Source organism: Bifidobacterium sp. LH_449 (assembly GCF_056356755.1).
In genome coordinates, this window is record NZ_JBKEUV010000005.1 from 89,341 (window position 1) to 105,270 (window position 15,930).

At 58.7% G+C, this 15,930-nt stretch carries 15 protein-coding genes; 4 read left to right on the forward strand and 11 right to left on the reverse strand.

The features are described 5' to 3' along the window. Nucleotides 1-31: 31 nt before the first annotated feature. Nucleotides 32-205: a hypothetical protein gene (locus tag AC1AX7_RS05640; protein ID WP_476509115.1), complete on the reverse strand. Its 174-nt coding sequence runs from the start codon at nt 203-205 to the stop codon at nt 32-34. Between the two features lie 271 nt (nt 206-476). Between AC1AX7_RS05640 and AC1AX7_RS05645 the strand changes: the two genes are divergently transcribed. Then, nucleotides 477-1,205 (forward strand): helix-turn-helix domain-containing protein, encoded by a 729-nt coding sequence (locus tag AC1AX7_RS05645; RefSeq protein WP_476509116.1) that lies wholly within the window; start codon nt 477-479, stop codon nt 1,203-1,205. A 47-nt stretch (nt 1,206-1,252) separates the two neighbouring features. On the opposite strand, the gene AC1AX7_RS05650 is transcribed toward AC1AX7_RS05645, so the two are convergent. The 4 genes from AC1AX7_RS05650 to AC1AX7_RS05665 form a co-directional block, all read right to left on the reverse strand. Continuing rightward, nucleotides 1,253-1,906 (reverse strand): DUF4230 domain-containing protein, encoded by a 654-nt coding sequence (locus AC1AX7_RS05650; RefSeq protein ID WP_476509117.1) that lies wholly within the window; start codon nt 1,904-1,906, stop codon nt 1,253-1,255. 278 nt (nt 1,907-2,184) lie between these two features. Then, on the reverse strand, nt 2,185-2,610 hold the full coding sequence (locus AC1AX7_RS05655) for an arsenate reductase ArsC (protein ID WP_476509166.1): 426 nt from the start codon (nt 2,608-2,610) through the stop codon (nt 2,185-2,187). A 116-nt stretch (nt 2,611-2,726) separates the two neighbouring features. Continuing rightward, nucleotides 2,727-2,951 (reverse strand): hypothetical protein, encoded by a 225-nt coding sequence (locus AC1AX7_RS05660; RefSeq protein ID WP_476509118.1) that lies wholly within the window; start codon nt 2,949-2,951, stop codon nt 2,727-2,729. Further along, nucleotides 2,948-4,618 carry a Y-family DNA polymerase gene (locus AC1AX7_RS05665; RefSeq protein WP_476509119.1) on the reverse strand — a complete coding sequence of 557 codons (1,671 nt, stop codon included), beginning with the start codon at nt 4,616-4,618 and terminating at the stop codon, nt 2,948-2,950. The genes AC1AX7_RS05660 and AC1AX7_RS05665 overlap by 4 nt, the downstream gene beginning before the upstream one ends. A 140-nt stretch (nt 4,619-4,758) precedes the next feature. Here AC1AX7_RS05665 and purF point away from each other — a divergent pair, with 140 nt between their 5' ends. From purF to purD, 3 genes are all read left to right on the forward strand, one after another. Further along, nucleotides 4,759-6,282 (forward strand): amidophosphoribosyltransferase, encoded by a 1,524-nt coding sequence (gene purF, locus AC1AX7_RS05670; protein ID WP_476509120.1) that lies wholly within the window; start codon nt 4,759-4,761, stop codon nt 6,280-6,282. Nucleotides 6,283-6,355: 73 nt separating this feature from the next. Next, the gene (purM, locus tag AC1AX7_RS05675; RefSeq protein WP_476509121.1) at nt 6,356-7,390 is read left to right on the forward strand and encodes a phosphoribosylformylglycinamidine cyclo-ligase; all 1,035 of its coding nucleotides are present in this window, start codon (nt 6,356-6,358) and stop codon (nt 7,388-7,390) included. A 27-nt stretch (nt 7,391-7,417) separates the two neighbouring features. Beyond that, complete coding sequence (gene purD / locus AC1AX7_RS05680) at nt 7,418-8,683, forward strand: phosphoribosylamine--glycine ligase (protein WP_476509122.1); 1,266 nt, start codon at nt 7,418-7,420, stop codon at nt 8,681-8,683. 112 nt (nt 8,684-8,795) lie between these two features. On the opposite strand, the gene AC1AX7_RS05685 is transcribed toward purD, so the two are convergent. From AC1AX7_RS05685 to purE, 6 genes are all read right to left on the reverse strand, one after another. Next, nucleotides 8,796-10,190: an aldehyde dehydrogenase family protein gene (locus AC1AX7_RS05685; RefSeq protein ID WP_476509123.1), complete on the reverse strand. Its 1,395-nt coding sequence runs from the start codon at nt 10,188-10,190 to the stop codon at nt 8,796-8,798. A gap of 3 nt (nt 10,191-10,193) precedes the next feature. Further along, nucleotides 10,194-11,048, reverse strand: a complete 855-nt coding sequence (locus tag AC1AX7_RS05690) for an SDR family oxidoreductase (RefSeq protein WP_476509124.1) — start codon at nt 11,046-11,048, stop codon at nt 10,194-10,196. 348 nt (nt 11,049-11,396) lie between these two features. After that, nucleotides 11,397-13,460, reverse strand: a complete 2,064-nt coding sequence (locus tag AC1AX7_RS05695) for an LTA synthase family protein (protein ID WP_476509125.1) — start codon at nt 13,458-13,460, stop codon at nt 11,397-11,399. Between the two features lie 364 nt (nt 13,461-13,824). Next, the gene (locus AC1AX7_RS05700) at nt 13,825-14,220 is read right to left on the reverse strand and encodes a Fur family transcriptional regulator (protein ID WP_476509126.1); all 396 of its coding nucleotides are present in this window, start codon (nt 14,218-14,220) and stop codon (nt 13,825-13,827) included. A gap of 7 nt (nt 14,221-14,227) precedes the next feature. Continuing rightward, nucleotides 14,228-15,391: a 5-(carboxyamino)imidazole ribonucleotide synthase gene (gene purK / locus AC1AX7_RS05705; RefSeq protein ID WP_476509127.1), complete on the reverse strand. Its 1,164-nt coding sequence runs from the start codon at nt 15,389-15,391 to the stop codon at nt 14,228-14,230. Then, complete coding sequence (purE, locus tag AC1AX7_RS05710; protein ID WP_476509128.1) at nt 15,375-15,872, reverse strand: 5-(carboxyamino)imidazole ribonucleotide mutase; 498 nt, start codon at nt 15,870-15,872, stop codon at nt 15,375-15,377. The genes purK and purE overlap by 17 nt, the downstream gene beginning before the upstream one ends. Between the last annotated feature and the right edge of the window lie 58 nt (nt 15,873-15,930).

The following is a 15,930-nucleotide window of genomic DNA, read 5'->3' on the forward strand; positions in this document are numbered from 1 at the left end:
TTGCCCATGGGATCCTTATTGATATCCATCGCTACTTCTTCCCCTTTGCTTGTTGAAATTCAGACTGGCCGCATTGCAACGCCGCAATGTCACCGTCTTCACCCGTGTTTTCGGTTTTATGGTTTGGATGACCTGCAACATCGCGTGCTGCATCGTCGATGGCGCGCATTCCATGCAGGATAACGCTCGCCAATTGTTGAAACATGGTCGATCATCCCATTCCCTTTCTGACGTGTCGTTCCCGGCCTGCAACGCGTTTTGCCGCGCATCGGATACCGCTCCGATTCCGGGAATCCCGTCATTAAGGGCCATGTTTTTCTCGCGAATCCAGCCCTAACCTGTAACGGGCGAAGAGCGCTTCGATAAGGATGCCAAGTCTCTTCATCTTTCGTCCTCTTCATCTTTGAATAACCTGAATATATTGTCAATGACGTAATATGTTATATATCTCGTCAAATTTATTGAGGTTTTATAACATGGATGACTTAACACAACATTGCGCCGAAGTATGGCGTCAACGATTGAAGCAATGCATGGAGGAACATGGGCTCACACAGCTTTCTTTTGTCGGGCAGCTCAATAAACGCTATCTAACCAAATATCATCAGAAGGATGTCAGTCGCTGGCTGAATACAGGCAACAAGACGGCCTCGGGCCGCATCGGATTCCCCAAATACGAAACCATGCTGATGATCGCGGATTTCTTCGGCATAGACGTCGGCTATCTGACAGGCGAAACCGACGAACGCACGTTCACGATGGCGCAGGCATGCGAATACACCGGGTTGGACAGCACGTCAATCCAAGCAATCCAACATTGGAACAGCAGTGCAAGCAGAACCGCGGACGACTGCGCAAGCATAGGCAGCAGCTTCCCCGACCAGCAGTATCACGCCCAGACATTGAACAGATTCCTGTCATCGCCGCGATTCGAAGAACTCTGCGCAAAAATGCTCACACTGCAGGAAATGGCGGTGATTTGGAATAGCGCACCGGAAAAATTCAACAATCTCGTCGGCACCCTTGCCAGCGACAGCGAACTTTCCGATGACTTCACATTGGAACTGATCACCGGCGCCTTCTACGGCATGGCCAGCGAATCCTTTTCCTCATTGCTGCGAGAAGCCTATCCGACTCCCCGCATGCAGCAGCATGCAGATTCATCGGCTCCACGCCAGGCACGCCATCCATATAGTCTCATATAAACAGCCGTGGGCGCCGGATCTTAGCCCGACGCCCACATTCAGTTCGGTCAATAACGCGCCTTGTCGACTTTTCCGGTTTGCGGATCTGTAGTCACGACATCGATGCTGTAGGCCGAAATTTCAGCGACAGGGCTCAACATATTTTCCACCACAGATTTCGCCTGTTCATTTGCGGTTTCCAGCAACTGTTCTTTATCCAGCTTTTCTTCAGTCTTCCGCTTCGCGTCTTTCAACGCTTCGGCAGTATCCGACACGCCAGCATCATTAAACAGAGAATCTTCAACATCAAAGAATCTCAAAGAATCCGGATCAACTGAAACGGATTGAATGGTAGGCGCCGGCAAAGTGATATGAACGATGTCGTCATCGATTTCAATTTTCGCTTGTTCCAGATTTACTCCAGCTCTCGCTTCATAACTGTAGAACATCGTGAACGACTTCTTATTGATTAAAGACACGTTTCCTTCGGAATAAGTCTCAAAACCGTAATCCGTTTCCTTGGCTGTAGTCAGGTCTTGGATCTTGACCAATTCTTTGGATACCACCTCATTGGTCAACGTCGTCTCCGGGTTCAGCCATTTATCGATTTGCCGATACGCAGAAGCTCCGAACACTGCCACCAGAGCAAGCACTACGATTCCAATAATGAACTTCGCCATAGGCGGCACATATTCCCAAAAACTTTTGTTCTTGCTAGACATCATCTCACCTTCATCTCTCGTCATCGCACAATTCCGTATCAAATACGGCGTACCTTCTCTCCCTATATCCAACGCGTCCAGTCTGACGTCTTCACGATAGATGACTTTCTTCTTCTGACAGACACCGTTTGGACTCCGGCTAAAGTACCATCTTTGACGAGATCACTACACAGAAGTAGTCGAAAAGAATGTCGGAAATGACTTAGTCTTGCACAGTGATTTCGTCGAAGATGACACTTTTAATCGCTGATTAGAATACGTCGCCAAGCAGACGCCATTCACATTTCGCATCGTCTGCCCGCAAGCGTTGACTGGAGCCCGCCATCGAGCAGACGCTGCCGCAAACGGAGGACGTCGGATTCGATGGCGTCGATTACGACGTTGAACGATTCGTCGGATCCGCCGGTCGGATCCTCCAGACCCCAGTCCTCGCGCAACGCGCAAGGCAGGACGGGGCATCGCACATTGCAGCCCATCGTAATCACTACGTCAACGGTGGGAAGTTCGGACAGCAGCTTGCTGTACTGCGTACGCTCCATGTCGATGCCATAGCGCCGCTTCACCAGACGGACCGCATCCTGATTGATTCGAGGCCTCGTCTCGGTCCCGGCGGAGTAGCTCTCGAACACGTCCGGCGCCAGGTGCCTGCCGAGCGCCTCCGCGATCTGGCTCCGACAGGAATTATGCACGCAAACGAACGCCACTTTCGGCTTATGCAATATCTCTTATGCCTCCCAAAATATTGCGGTTTGCGTCAATCCGGCAATAACCCGCAGATTTCACAGTGTTCGATAACGCCAATCTACCAATCACCATCAATCTACGGCAAAGGATGCCGTTCATCAGCAGATGAAGCGTTACCGCCTTCGATTCGCCGCTCGTTGTCCAAAGCGGTTTGTCTCAGAATCTCTTCATAGCCGGTCAGGGCCGCGAAGGGCATGAACTGGGCGGCGCGATTTTGCCGCGACATGGGCGCATGCGTTTTCGAACGGTGATGCGGCAGATCGATGATGTCATCGTAGCGGTCGGTATGCTGCAATGTCATGCGGCGTGGCCTCCGATCTGATTATTGCGTTGGATGCCGGTGGCGCCTTTTTCCAGATTCATCGCCTTGATCACCGCATTGGCGCCGAATTTATGCTTCACGGCAAGCAGGGCCTGCTGTACGTCCCGTTCCTTGCTACGCGAATGCAGTGCGGATTCACGCTGTTCCGATTCGGCTTCAGCGTCATGGAACAGGTCGGGCTGCTCATAGGAGCCGTCCGCTGTAGCCCGGCGCGACCGCGCTTCGCTTTGACCCGACGCCCCTCCCCGCGTAGATGCGTCATTCCGCGGCATTGCGTCATGTGACGCATCCCGCGACGGCCCATCCCATGACGTCCCGTTCCGCGAGGCCACGCCTTGCGACTTCCCGTCCTGCGATGCCGTATCCTTCGCCGGCTTCAGCTGCGCGACGACGACGTTGATGCGACGCACCGCATACCGCGGATTGACGATGCGATCGTAGACGCGCATCATCGCTTCCATGATGGCGTGCGTGGATGACGTGTACGCGCCCAGGTCTTCTCCCCCGTTCGCAGGTTTGGGCACGGTTCGTCCGTACCAGTCGGAAGCCAATTCGGAGGCTTTGCCCGTTGAGGTTTTGTCGTAGCCGACGTACAGGCCGACTTGATGCGCGGTCAGCCCTTTGGCGACCAATTCCAGCACCAGCGCATCGGTCATTTCGCGTACGACCAGTCGCGCATGCTCCCAATCGTAGGCGCATTGCAATACCTGCCCAGAGCTTAGCGAGCTGGCTTGCGGCCGGTATGTTTTGATGTCGGCCATGGTGCACGGCTCCCATCCCCACGCGTGGTCGATGAGGAGTTCCGCGTTGACGCCGAACATGCGGTAGAGCAGGTCTTCGTTGTAATAGTCGCTGGCCCGTCCGAGCGAGCATCGGGCGATGTCGCCCATGGTCATGAGGCCTTGCGCTTCCAGTTTTTTGGCGTACCCTCTCCCCACGCGCCAGAAGTCGGTGAGCGGACGGTGATTCCACAAGAGCCTGCGATACGACATTTCGTCGAGCTCGGCGACGCGCACGCCGTCCTCGTCGGCGGGAATGTGTTTGGCGACGATGTCCATGGCGACTTTGGCGAGATACATGTTCGGCCCGATGCCGGCCGTCGCGGTGATTCCCGTGGCTTTGAGCACGTCGCGTATCATCCGCACGGCCATGTCATGCGCGCTGCCGCCGAACGCCTTCAAATAAGGCGTGACGTCGATGAAGACTTCGTCGATTGAGTAGACGTGGATGTCGTCGGGCGACGCGTATTGCAGGTACACGTCATATACGGCGGCGCTGCGTTGCAGATAGTGGGACATGCGCGGTTTGGCGACGATGTACGACGCCTTCCATTCGGGGTGCGCGGCAAGTCGGCTCGCGTCATCGGATTCCCCCGTGAAGCGCCGGCTGGGTGCCCGCATGATCCGTTTTGCGTTGACGTCGGCCATGACGCGTTCCACTTCGAACAGTCGGGCCCGCCCAGGCAACCCGTATGCCTTCATTGCCGGCGATATGGCAAGGCATATCGTTTTCGACGTGCGCGATTGGTCGGCGACGACCAGATTGGTGGCAAGCGGATCCCGTCCACGTTCCACGCATTCGACGGAGGCATAGAACGATTTGAGGTCTATGGCGATATACGTGCGAGCCCGTTCGTCATACGCCATATGCGCCTCCTCCCATTGCACGCACCCATGTTTGTATTCGAACAATTGTACGAATACGGCGCGACGAAGCGCGACACTGTAGACACTCGTTGCTATCGTGGACGGGTAATACTCCCTTCGTCCTTCAAGGAGTTGCTTGCATGTCTGCTGAGCTCGAAGACATCCATGAGGAATGCGGCATTTTCGGCGTCTGGGGTCATCCTGATGCCGCTCGTTTGACATATTTCGGCCTGCACGCGCTACAGCATCGCGGTCAGGAAGGCGCCGGCATCGTCTCCAACGACAACGGCCGTCTAATCGGGCATCGCGGCATGGGCCTGCTGACCAAGGTGTTCAGCGACGAACGCGAAATCGAACGACTTAAAGGCGACAAGGCCATCGGCCACGTGCGCTACGCAACGGCGGGATCCGGCTCCACCGACAACATCCAACCGTTCATCTTCCGCTTCCATGACGGCGACATGGCATTGTGCCACAACGGCAATCTGACCAACTGCCCGTCGCTGCGCCGCAAGCTCGAAGACACCGGCGCGATCTTCCATTCCAACTCCGACACCGAAGTGCTGATGCATCTGATCCGCCGTTCGATGCAGCCGACGTTCATGGAAAAGCTCAAGGAAGCGTTGAACATCGTGCATGGCGGCTTCGCCTATCTGCTGATGACCCAGGACGCGATGATCGGCGCGCTCGACCCGAACGGCTTCCGTCCGCTGTCTCTGGGCCGCATGAAGAACGGCGCCTACGTGCTCGCCTCCGAAACCTGCGCGTTGGACGTGGTCGGCGCCGAACTCGTGCGCAACATCCGTCCGGGTGAAATCGTGGTCATCAACGACGAAGGCTACAAGATCATCCAGTACACGAATTCCACCCAGCTGGCCATCTGCTCGATGGAATTCATCTACTTCGCCCGACCGGACTCCGACATCTACGGCGTGAACGTGCATTCCGCACGCAAGCGCATGGGCGCCCGCCTCGCCCAGGAATCGCCGGTGGAAGCCGATATGGTGATCGGCGTGCCGAACTCCTCGCTGTCCGCCGCATCCGGCTACGCGGAGGAATCCGGTCTGCCGAACGAAATGGGTCTGATCAAGAACCAGTATGTGGCACGCACGTTCATCCAGCCGACGCAGGAACTGCGCGAGCAGGGCGTGCGCATGAAGCTTTCCGCAGTGCGCGGCGTCGTCAAAGGCAAGCGCGTCGTCGTCATCGATGATTCCATCGTGCGCGGCACCACCTCCCGCCGCATCGTGCAGCTGCTCAAGGAGGCAGGCGCGGCCGAAGTGCATATGCGCATCAGCTCGCCTCCGCTGAAGTACCCGTGCTTCTACGGCATCGATATTTCCACGACGAAGGAACTGATCGCCGCGACGAAGTCCGTGGAGGAAATCCGCGACTTCATCGGAGCCGATTCGCTCGCGTTCCTTTCGCTGGACGGTCTGGTCGAATCCATCAACCTGCAGGAGGACGCGCCGTACGGCGGCCTGTGCGTCGCCTACTTCAACGGCGACTATCCGACCGCGCTCGACGATTACGAAGAGGATTTCCTCAAGTCCCTCACTCCGGAGGATCGCGTTCGACTGCCCGAGTTCGCGCTGTACAAGAGCAAGTACGTGGGCAACGAATACAACACGGTGAACGTGTCCGACCAGACAGCCGAACACTGACAAGCGCACCGGTAAAGACTTATAGGCATAACCAAGAAACAACGCAGGAGCATTCCTGAAGGAAAGGACCATCATGCCCAAGGCATATGAGAACGCCGGCGTAAGTGTCGAAGCCGGCTATGAGGTCGTCAAGCGCATCAAGGCCCATGTGGCGCGCACCAACCGTCCCGGTGTGGTCGGCGGGATCGGCGGCTTCGGTGGCCTGTTCGATCTGTCTTCCCTTGGATACAAGGAGCCGGTGCTGATTTCCGGCACCGACGGCGTCGGCACGAAGCTGGTCATCGCCAAGATGACCGGCAAGCATGACACGATCGGCATCGACTGCGTGGCCATGTGCGTCAACGACATCGCCGCCCAGGGCGCCCAGCCGCTGTTCTTCCTCGACTACATCGCGTGCGGCAAGAACGATCCGGCTCTGCTGGAACAGGTCGTTTCCGGCGTGGCCGACGGCTGCGTGCAGTCCGACGCCGGCCTGATCGGCGGCGAAACCGCCGAAATGCCGGGCATGTACGACGAGGATGAATACGATTTGGCCGGTTTCGCCGTCGGCGTCGCCGAAAAATCCGCGATCGTGGACGGCTCCGGCATCGTCGAAGGCGATGTGCTGATCGGCCTGCCTTCCACCGGCGTGCACTCCAACGGCTTCTCCCTGGTACGCAAGGCCCTGTTCGACCAGGCCGGCTACACCGTCGACACCGAACTGGAGGAACTGGGCGGCGCCAAGCTTGGTGACGTGCTGCTCACCCCGACCAAGATCTATGTGAAGACCCTCGCCCCGCTGTTCCAGGCAAGCGTGGTCAAGGGCGTCGCGCACATCACCGGCGGCGGCTTCATCGAAAACATTCCGCGCATGATTCCGGACGGTCTGGCCGCCCGCATCAATCTCGGCTCCTGGCCGGTGCTGCCGATCTTCGACGTGCTGGAGAAGGCCGGCGAAGTCGACCATATGGAGATGTTCAACATCTTCAACATGGGCATCGGCATGGTGCTGGCCGTTGACGCCGGCAAGGCCGATGAGGCCATGCGCATTCTGGCCGAGCACGACGAGCCGGCATACGTGCTGGGTGAGATCGCGAAGAAGACCGGCGACGACGTCGAACTGGTCTGACGGGCAGACTTAGGAAAGGAACGCAACATGAAAGTTCTGGTCATTGGTTCCGGCGCGCGTGAGCATGCCATCGCCCATGCGCTGATGCGCGGCGGCAGCGTCGAAGAGGTCACCGTCGCCCCGGGCAATCCGGGCATGGCGCTTGACGGCATCCGCACCACCCAGCTGAGCTCCTCCAATCAGGCCGCTCTGATCGATTTCGTGAAGAACAACGGATATGACTGGGTGTTCGTCGGACCGGAAGTGCCGCTGATCGAAGGCATCGTCGACGCTTTCGCCGAAGTCGGCATCAAGGCGTTCGGCCCGTCCAAGGCCGCGGCGCAGATCGAAGGTTCCAAGGATTTCGCCAAGCAGCTGATGGCGCGTCACAGTATTCCGACCGCCCAGTATCGCACGTTCGATGATTTGGATACGGCCAACGCATATGTGCGCGAGCATGGCGCCCCGATCGTGATCAAGGCCGACGGCCTGGCCGCCGGCAAGGGCGTCACCGTCGCCATGGATGAGGAAACCGCTCTGGCCGCTCTGGAAGACATTTTCGTCGACCATCGTTTCGGATCCGCGGGCGCGAAGGTCGTTGTCGAGGACTTCCTGGAAGGCCAGGAATTCTCGCTGATGAGCTTCGTGAACGGCACCGATTTCTGGCCGATGCCGATTTCGCAGGACCACAAGCGCGCCTACGACAATGACGAGGGCCCGAACACCGGCGGCATGGGCGCCTACAGCCCGGTTCCGCAGATCGGCCAGGACGTCATCGACACGGCCATCGAGACCATCGTGCGCCCGACCGTGGAAGCGATGGCGGAGGAAGGCACTCCGTTCACCGGCATTCTGTATGCCGGCCTGATCGCCACCGCCGACGGCCCGAAGGTCATCGAATTCAACGCCCGCTTCGGAGACCCGGAAACCGAAGTCGTGCTGCCGAAGCTCACGTCCGATCTGGGTGTGGCCGTCAACGCGATCCTGAACAATGAAACGCCGGAATTCACGTGGGACGACGACAATGCGACGCTGGGCGTCGTGCTGGCTTCCGACGGCTACCCGAACGATGTGATCAAGGGCGCCGTGATCCCGCAGATCGATGTGGATGAGGATTCCCACGTCTACTATGCCGGCGTCGCCAAGGACGATGAAGGCAAGCTCGTGGCCGATTCCGGCCGCGTGCTGCTGGTGGAGACCACCGCCGCCGACATCAAGGCCGCACAGGACAAGGTGTACGCGATCATCGACAAGCTGGACACCACCGGCATGTTCTACCGTCACGACATCGGCTCCAAGGCTCTGAACGCCTGATGCACAGGGACATGCAATAAATCCGTTGAGGGGATTCGATTTCAATCGGATCCCCTCAATTGCTATATGCTGCTATGTGCGCTGATTTGCCGGACGATATGCCTCCAACCAATCAGCTCAGCAGATTCACCAGCTTGATGATGCCGTCCTTCAATTCGTTGAACGGCGGATACACCAGCTGCAGCGTGTCCGGGAACTGCGGCTTGCACAGCACGGTTTTGACGTGGCTGAACGTCAGGAATCCGTATTTGCCGTGATAGGCGCCCAGGCCGGACGAGCCGGAGCCGCCGAACGGCAGTCGGCTGGAGATCAAGTGTCCCAGCGGAATCTGATAGCCGAGCGCGCCCGAATTCGTATCGCGTTCGAAACGCCTGCGCACCTTCATGTTCCGCGAGAACACGTACAAGGCCAGCGGGCGGCTGCGCTCATTGATGAAATCAATGGCCGCATCGGCGTCATTAACTACAAGAATCGGCAGAATCGGGCCGAAGATCTCCTCCTGCATCACCGGAGCGTCAGGCGAAGTGCCGAACAGCACCGTCGGCGCAATATACCTGTCGGCACGGTCCGTCCGACCTCCGCACACGATGCTGCCGGCCGAAGAATCCTCATCCGTCGGCAGCAGGCGGGAAAGCCTATCGAAATGCCGCTCGTTGACGATGCGCGCAAAACCGTCTGACGCCTGCGGATCGACGCCGTAGAATTCACGGATCGCGACGGCGATGCGATCGGCCAACGCCTGCGCCACATCCGGCGTCGCCAGCACATAGTCGGGCGCCACACACGTCTGGCCGGCATTCGTGAACTTGCCCCATGCAATGCGGCGTGCCGCAGTCGCCAAATTCACCGTATCATCAACGAAACACGGCGATTTGCCGCCCAATTCCAACGTCACCGGCGTCAGATTCTCCGCCGCCGTCCTCATCACGATGCTGCCGACGCGGCCGCCGCCCGTGTAGAAAATATGGTCGAAAGGCTGCCTCAATAATTCCGTCGTATCCTCCGGCCCGCCTTCGACGACGGCGAACGCGTCAGCATCCAGATACTGCGCCACCAAACGGGTAATCAGACGCGAAATATTCGGCGACAATTCCGACGGTTTCAAACATACCGCGTTGCCGGCCGCAATCGCGTCCGCCATCGGCTCGAACGACAGCAAAACCGGATAATTCCAGGGCGAAACGATCAGCACGACGCCTTTTGGCTCGGCGAGCGTCCATCCGCGGGCAGGCTGCAACAGCCAATGGATCGGCTTATGGTGGCGCGACGCCCACATCGCCATGCGATTGCGCACGAAGCGGGACTCCCCCAACACCAGATCGATTTCCATCAGCACGGTTTCAGCGGCGGGCTTGCCGAAATCCGCCTTGACCGCGGCCGTGATCTCATCCTTGTTTTCGCGCAGCAGGCGCGTCAGCGCGTCCAATTGGGCGCGCCGCCATTTGAGCGGCTTCGTACGGCCCGACATGTACGTGCTGCGAAGCTGGTCGAATACCGGAAGCGTCATCGTTCAGCCCTTTCGCCCCGTAAAGCCGTCCATGCCTTCGTTCAGGCCGAAGAATCCGTAAATCGGATCGGCGATCTTCGGGGGAAGCGCCGCGACCAATCCGGAGACCGCGGCGAACGGCGGCATGATCAGGCGTTCACGCCCCTTGGCGACGGCGTCCACGATCTTATCGGCCACATCCTCCTCCTTCAAAATCGGAAGCAGCAACGGGAATTTCGTGGTCACGCCTTCGAACATGCCGGTATCGATGTAATACGGGCAGACCGTCAGCGTCTTGATGTTGGAGCCGCTCTTCTTCAATTCGCTGCGCAGCGAATTCGTGAAGCCGACCGCCGCGAACTTGCTGGCCGCATAATCGGTCTGCCTCGCCACGGCCACAATGCCTGCGGCCGAAGCGACGGTGACGATCGCCGCGCGACGATGCCGCTTCAATTCCGGCAGGAAAGCCTTCGTCGTCCAGAACAGGCTCAGCGTGTTCACTTCGAACGTCCTGCGAATCTGCCGTTCCGCCAATTCCTCGAACGGAGCGCCCGACACGATGCCGGCGTTGTTGATCAGCACGTTCACCTTGCCCAAGGCCGCAATCGTATCGGCGGCGGCCTGGCGCACCAGCTTGCTGTCGGTGACGTCAACGGTGAAGGCGACCGCGGCCGGCGTTGCGGCGCTTCCATTGCCGTCATTGTTTTCGGCGATGGCACAAGCCATATCCGCCGTGGTCTGCGCAGCCTGCGTATTGATATCCCAGATCGCCACATGGCCGCCCATTTCGACGATTCGCAGCGCCATCAGACGCCCGATGCCCGAACCGGCGCCGGTGACGACCACGCAAGCGCCGGCAAAATACTTCTTCGTACCCATACGCACCTTCTTTCGACAGGCAACAGACTATCGCATAATCACCGGTTCTTTACATATTATGTCGGAAAGTCAATATGCCGGCGACAACCTGCCGACATCGCAACAATGAGGCGAAGATTGGGACCGGAATAGGGCATCCCAAAATTGATGACGACAACATCGAAGATCCATACCGACGATGGCGGCAAAAGCACAGCGCCGACGAAAATGGGCCGCCCGCAGGCGCGGGCAGCCCATAATGAAAGGCGCAATCAGCGGCGGCACGATGTCACGTCGTCACAGCATCGCGGCATTACGGCATCGCCGCATCGCCGTGTCACACCGGCGCACCGCCGCAGCTTCACGCCATCACGGCAGATCCATGAAATCGGTGTCCTTCAGATACCCCTCTCCGGTGGTGATGTCGTATTGGATCAGCTTGTAATCCGCCATCAGCCGCTGGGTTTCCTTGTCGAAATCGCTTTCGGCGATCGGATCGCCGTCGGCGTCCAAGTAGATGTTCTGACCTTCCGGAATGCGGTCCCAGCCTTGGATGTTGTTGACGACTGGCGGTTCCATCGCGGCGATCTTCTCGTGCATCTTCGTCAGGAACGCCAGATACGGCGACACCTTCGCGTCCATATGCTCGGCGGCCTGCGCCACGAAGAAATTCGGCGACGAGTATTCGCTGTTGTCGATCTTGTTGCCGGCGGATTCGGAGGCCTTGTTCGACCAGATGAAATAGTCGGTCAGATGCAACGCCAATGAATTATTGTCGTCCTCGCCCGCAGTGGAATAGATGCCCGGCAGATGGTCGCCGTAGAACACGACCGTCACCGGCTTGTCCAACTTGTCGAGCTCATCCAGGAATTCCTGCGTGGCCTGATCGGTCAGAGACGCGCCTTTTGCGAAGGTCTCGATGGATTCGGTCTCGTCCTCGCCCAACGGCGTTCCGGCGTCCGTCGAGGTCGCCTTGAAGTCGTTATCGCTGTACCAATCGTGGTACGGCATATGGTTCTGCATCGTGATGACCTGCAGGAACTGGTTGTCATCGGTGGCCTGAACCTGTTCCAGCGTGCTCTTATAGGTCGCCTCATCGGAAACGTACGGCGAAGAATCGATCCTGTCTTGATGCGAGATGACGTCTTCGCCTTCCAACGTATAGAAATGCGAGAAGCCGAACTTCTTGTAGTTCGTCGCACGCGAATACATGGAAGGCTCGTACGGATGCAGGCCGATCGAATACTGCGCGCCGCCCCACATCTGGTTGATGGTCGGCGTCCAATGCTCCGTCGGCACCAGCTGCTGGTAGGGGCTGGTCAGCGACGGATTGAAATTCGCCATGCTCAGGCCCGTCAATCCCATATATTCCAGGTTTGCGGTGCCGCCGCCATAGCCGGACGACAGCATCAGGCCCGATGTGGTGTTCTCTTTGATCTCGCGAATATTCGGCATGGCATCCTTGTTCAATTCCAAGCCGGGCACGCGCGAAGGGTCGGAGAAGGATTCGGACAGCACGTAGATCACCGTGCTGTCGGTCATGTTCTCGGTGCGGGTCTCGTTGATTTCGTCGGCCGCCTCTTCATAGCGGGCGGCGACTTCCTCCATCGTCTCCTCGCTGTAGTCGTCGATGTCATCCATGACCTTCGGATTCAGCTGACGCACGAAAGCGACGACCGGACCGTTGCGCTGCGCGTCATATACGGAATCCCACATGGATGGGATGTCGCCCATGGCCCGCGAGAAACGGTTCGCCCAGGAATCCACCGTCGACACCTGCATCGCGTACACGGTGAAGAACAGGCCCGGCAGTAGGATCAGCAGCAGCCGGCTGATGATGTTCACCCGGATGTCGCCGCAGAACAGGCGGCCATGACGGGCGTCGATATGATTCAAGAATACGAACAAAGCGATGAAGGCCGCGCCCACTGCGACCGCGCCGAGAATGATCCATTGCGCGCCCGGCGGCAGGAAGCTCATCAGATCGCCGGTATTCGACCCGAGAAAATTCAAATCCGACGGCAGAATCGCCTCATATCGAATTTCGATTTTCATATGCTCGATCACTGCGATGACTATCGCTATTATCAGCAATATCGGCGTCGCGATCCAGAAACGGTTGAACAGCATCAGCAGAATCGTATAGACGATGCCGATCAGCAGCATATTCAACAGAAATACGAAATTCGCATTCGTGAACATTTTCGCCAGAAGATCGCCGAGACCATTCAACGGGCTCGACAATTCCACGCGCGTGCTCTGCAGGGTGACGCCCCATTGCAGTATCGCCACCGCACAGAAATCGAATACGAAAAACAGCACCGCGTACAGCCAGCCGGGGAAGGGCTTGCGCCTCCGCGCCGCCGAAGCAGACCTGTCGGCAAGAGGAATATCGAGTTCCTCGATCTGGTCGTTCGCTGCAGGATTAGTCATTACACGCATCACCATTCATAGTCGTCGTCGCAAATTTGCATCGCATAATCGCGCCGCGTTCCATTGTTACCTGTTTTCTGCGGCAACCGCAATATCACGTGCAAATTTTACGATTGCCCCATATTTTTCAGCTTATTGCGACAGTTCGCGGAACAGTCCCTGACGATATCCGGAACCGTCCCTGAAATATCCCTGAAAGTTATCGGATGATCATTGCGGCTGATGTTTCGAGACGGCCTTGCATTGGTTGTGCGGATGATTGTGCAAGGCGGCGTTTGCGGGACGGCCTCGCGGATGCCCTTGCGGACCGGCTTCGCAAGCGAACGCGACAGCCTTGCAAGACGCTTTGCAGACGGCCTTGCGATTAGGATTGGGCCTGGCATTCGGGGCAAAGGCCGAAAATTTCCACTGTATGCGATTCGACGGTGAAACCGTGGGATTCCGCGATCTTCCTTACCCAGATTTCACTGGGCGGATCGATTTCCACGGTTTTGCCGCACGACGTGCACACCATATGATGGTGATGCCCGTCGTCGCCGCACAGGCGGAACAGCTGCTGGCCGTCCAGACGGACGGTATCGGCGCGGCCGGAATCGGCCAGCGCGTTCAGCTGGCGGTACACCGTGGCAAGGCCGATGTGTATGCCGGAATCCTCAAGCCTGCGATGCAGGTCCTGCGCGGAAATGAATTCGTCACTGCCGCGCAGGGCCTCACGGATCGCATCCTTCTGCCTGGTCTGACGCACAATGCGCTCCCCCATGCCCGGATCAGGCCTCCTTGAGGTCGTCCCAGCAGCCGGAAGCCTCGATTGCGTCCACGGTTGCGGCCGTGTCGTCCGTCAGCACGGTGACGTGCCCCATCTTGCGGTTGTGCTTCGCCTGGGCTTTGCCGTAATCGTGCACGTTCCATTCGGGATGTTCGCCAAGCGCCCCCCGTACCGGCTGAACATGCTGGCCCAGCACGTTGACCATGACGGCGGGCTTCAGCAGTTCCGGCTGGGCGATCGGCCAGCCTGCGATGCCGCGGATGTGGGCGTCGAACTGGTCGATCGAGCAGGCTTCGATCGTGTAATGGCCGGAATTATGCGGACGCGGGGCCAGCTCGTTGACCAGCACGCGGCCGTCGGCCGTGACGAACAGTTCGATCGCCAACGTGCCGGCTAGCTTGAAGCCGGCGGCCAGCGTCTTGGCCAGTTCATGGGCTTTGGCCGCCACTTCGGACGACACTTCGGCCGGCGCGATCGTCAGATGCAGGATGTTGTTCTTGTGCACGTTGCGTACGATCGGGAAGGTCACGTAATGTTCACCGTCGCCGGAGACCAGGATGGACGCTTCGAAATCGAAATCGACGAAGCCTTCGAGGATGGCCGGCGGGAAATCATCGTCCGGCCACACGCGGGGCAGATCGTCTTCGGATCCGAGCACGATCTGGCCATGGCCGTCGTAGCCGCCTTCGCAGGTTTTCAGCACGGCCGGATAACCGATCTCCTCCAATGCCGCGCGAAGCTGGGCGTTATCGTTCACAGCGCGCCATGGCGCGGTTTCGATGCCGTGCTCGTTGATGAAGGTCTTCTCCGCGATGCGGTTCTGCGTGACGCGCAGCAGTTCGGTGCCCTGCGGCACGGCCGTTTCGCCGCGCACCTCATCCAACGCGTCGGCGTCGACGTTTTCGAATTCGTATGTCAGCACGTCGCTGCGTTCGGCGAGCTCGCGGATGGCGTTCTTATCGGCGTAGTCGGCGACGATCTGGAAATCGCCGACCTGCGCGGTCGGACAGTCCGGCGTCGGGTCGAGCACGCCCACGCGGAATCCCATGTATTTCGCGCTCAACGCCATCATGCGGCCGAGCTGGCCGCCGCCGACGATGCCGATGGTGGAGCCGGGCATCAGGCGCTTGACCACGCCCTTGGTTTCCTCAGACAAGCTGGGCATTGGATTCAGCCACCTTTTCCTTCAGTTCGTCGCGGTATGCCTGCAGTTCTTCGGCCAGTCGGGCGTCCGTGGTGCTCAGGATGCTGACGGCGAGCAGACCCGCGTTCGTCGCACCGGAATTGCCCACGGCGGTGGTGGCCACCGGGATGCCGCCCGGCATCTGCACGATGGACAGCAGCGAATCCCAGCCGGACAACGCATGCGACCGCACCGGCACGCCGATGACCGGCAGCGTGGTCTGGGCGGCGACCATGCCCGGAAGGTGGGCGGCTCCGCCGGCGCCGGCGATGATGACCTTCAGGCCGTTGGCGCGGGCTTCATGCGCGAATTCGCCCATGAGTTCCGGGGTGCGATGCGCGGAGATGACCTGCTTGATATACGGCACGCTGAAGCGGTCGAGCGTTTCGCAGGCGTGCCTCATCGTCTCCCAATCGCTGGCCGATCCCATGATCACGGCGACTTCGGGCTTGCTGTCTGTCATATCAATAACCTCCACCTTATTGAGAATGCTTTTACTGTACGCCTAGGCGTTGTCCATT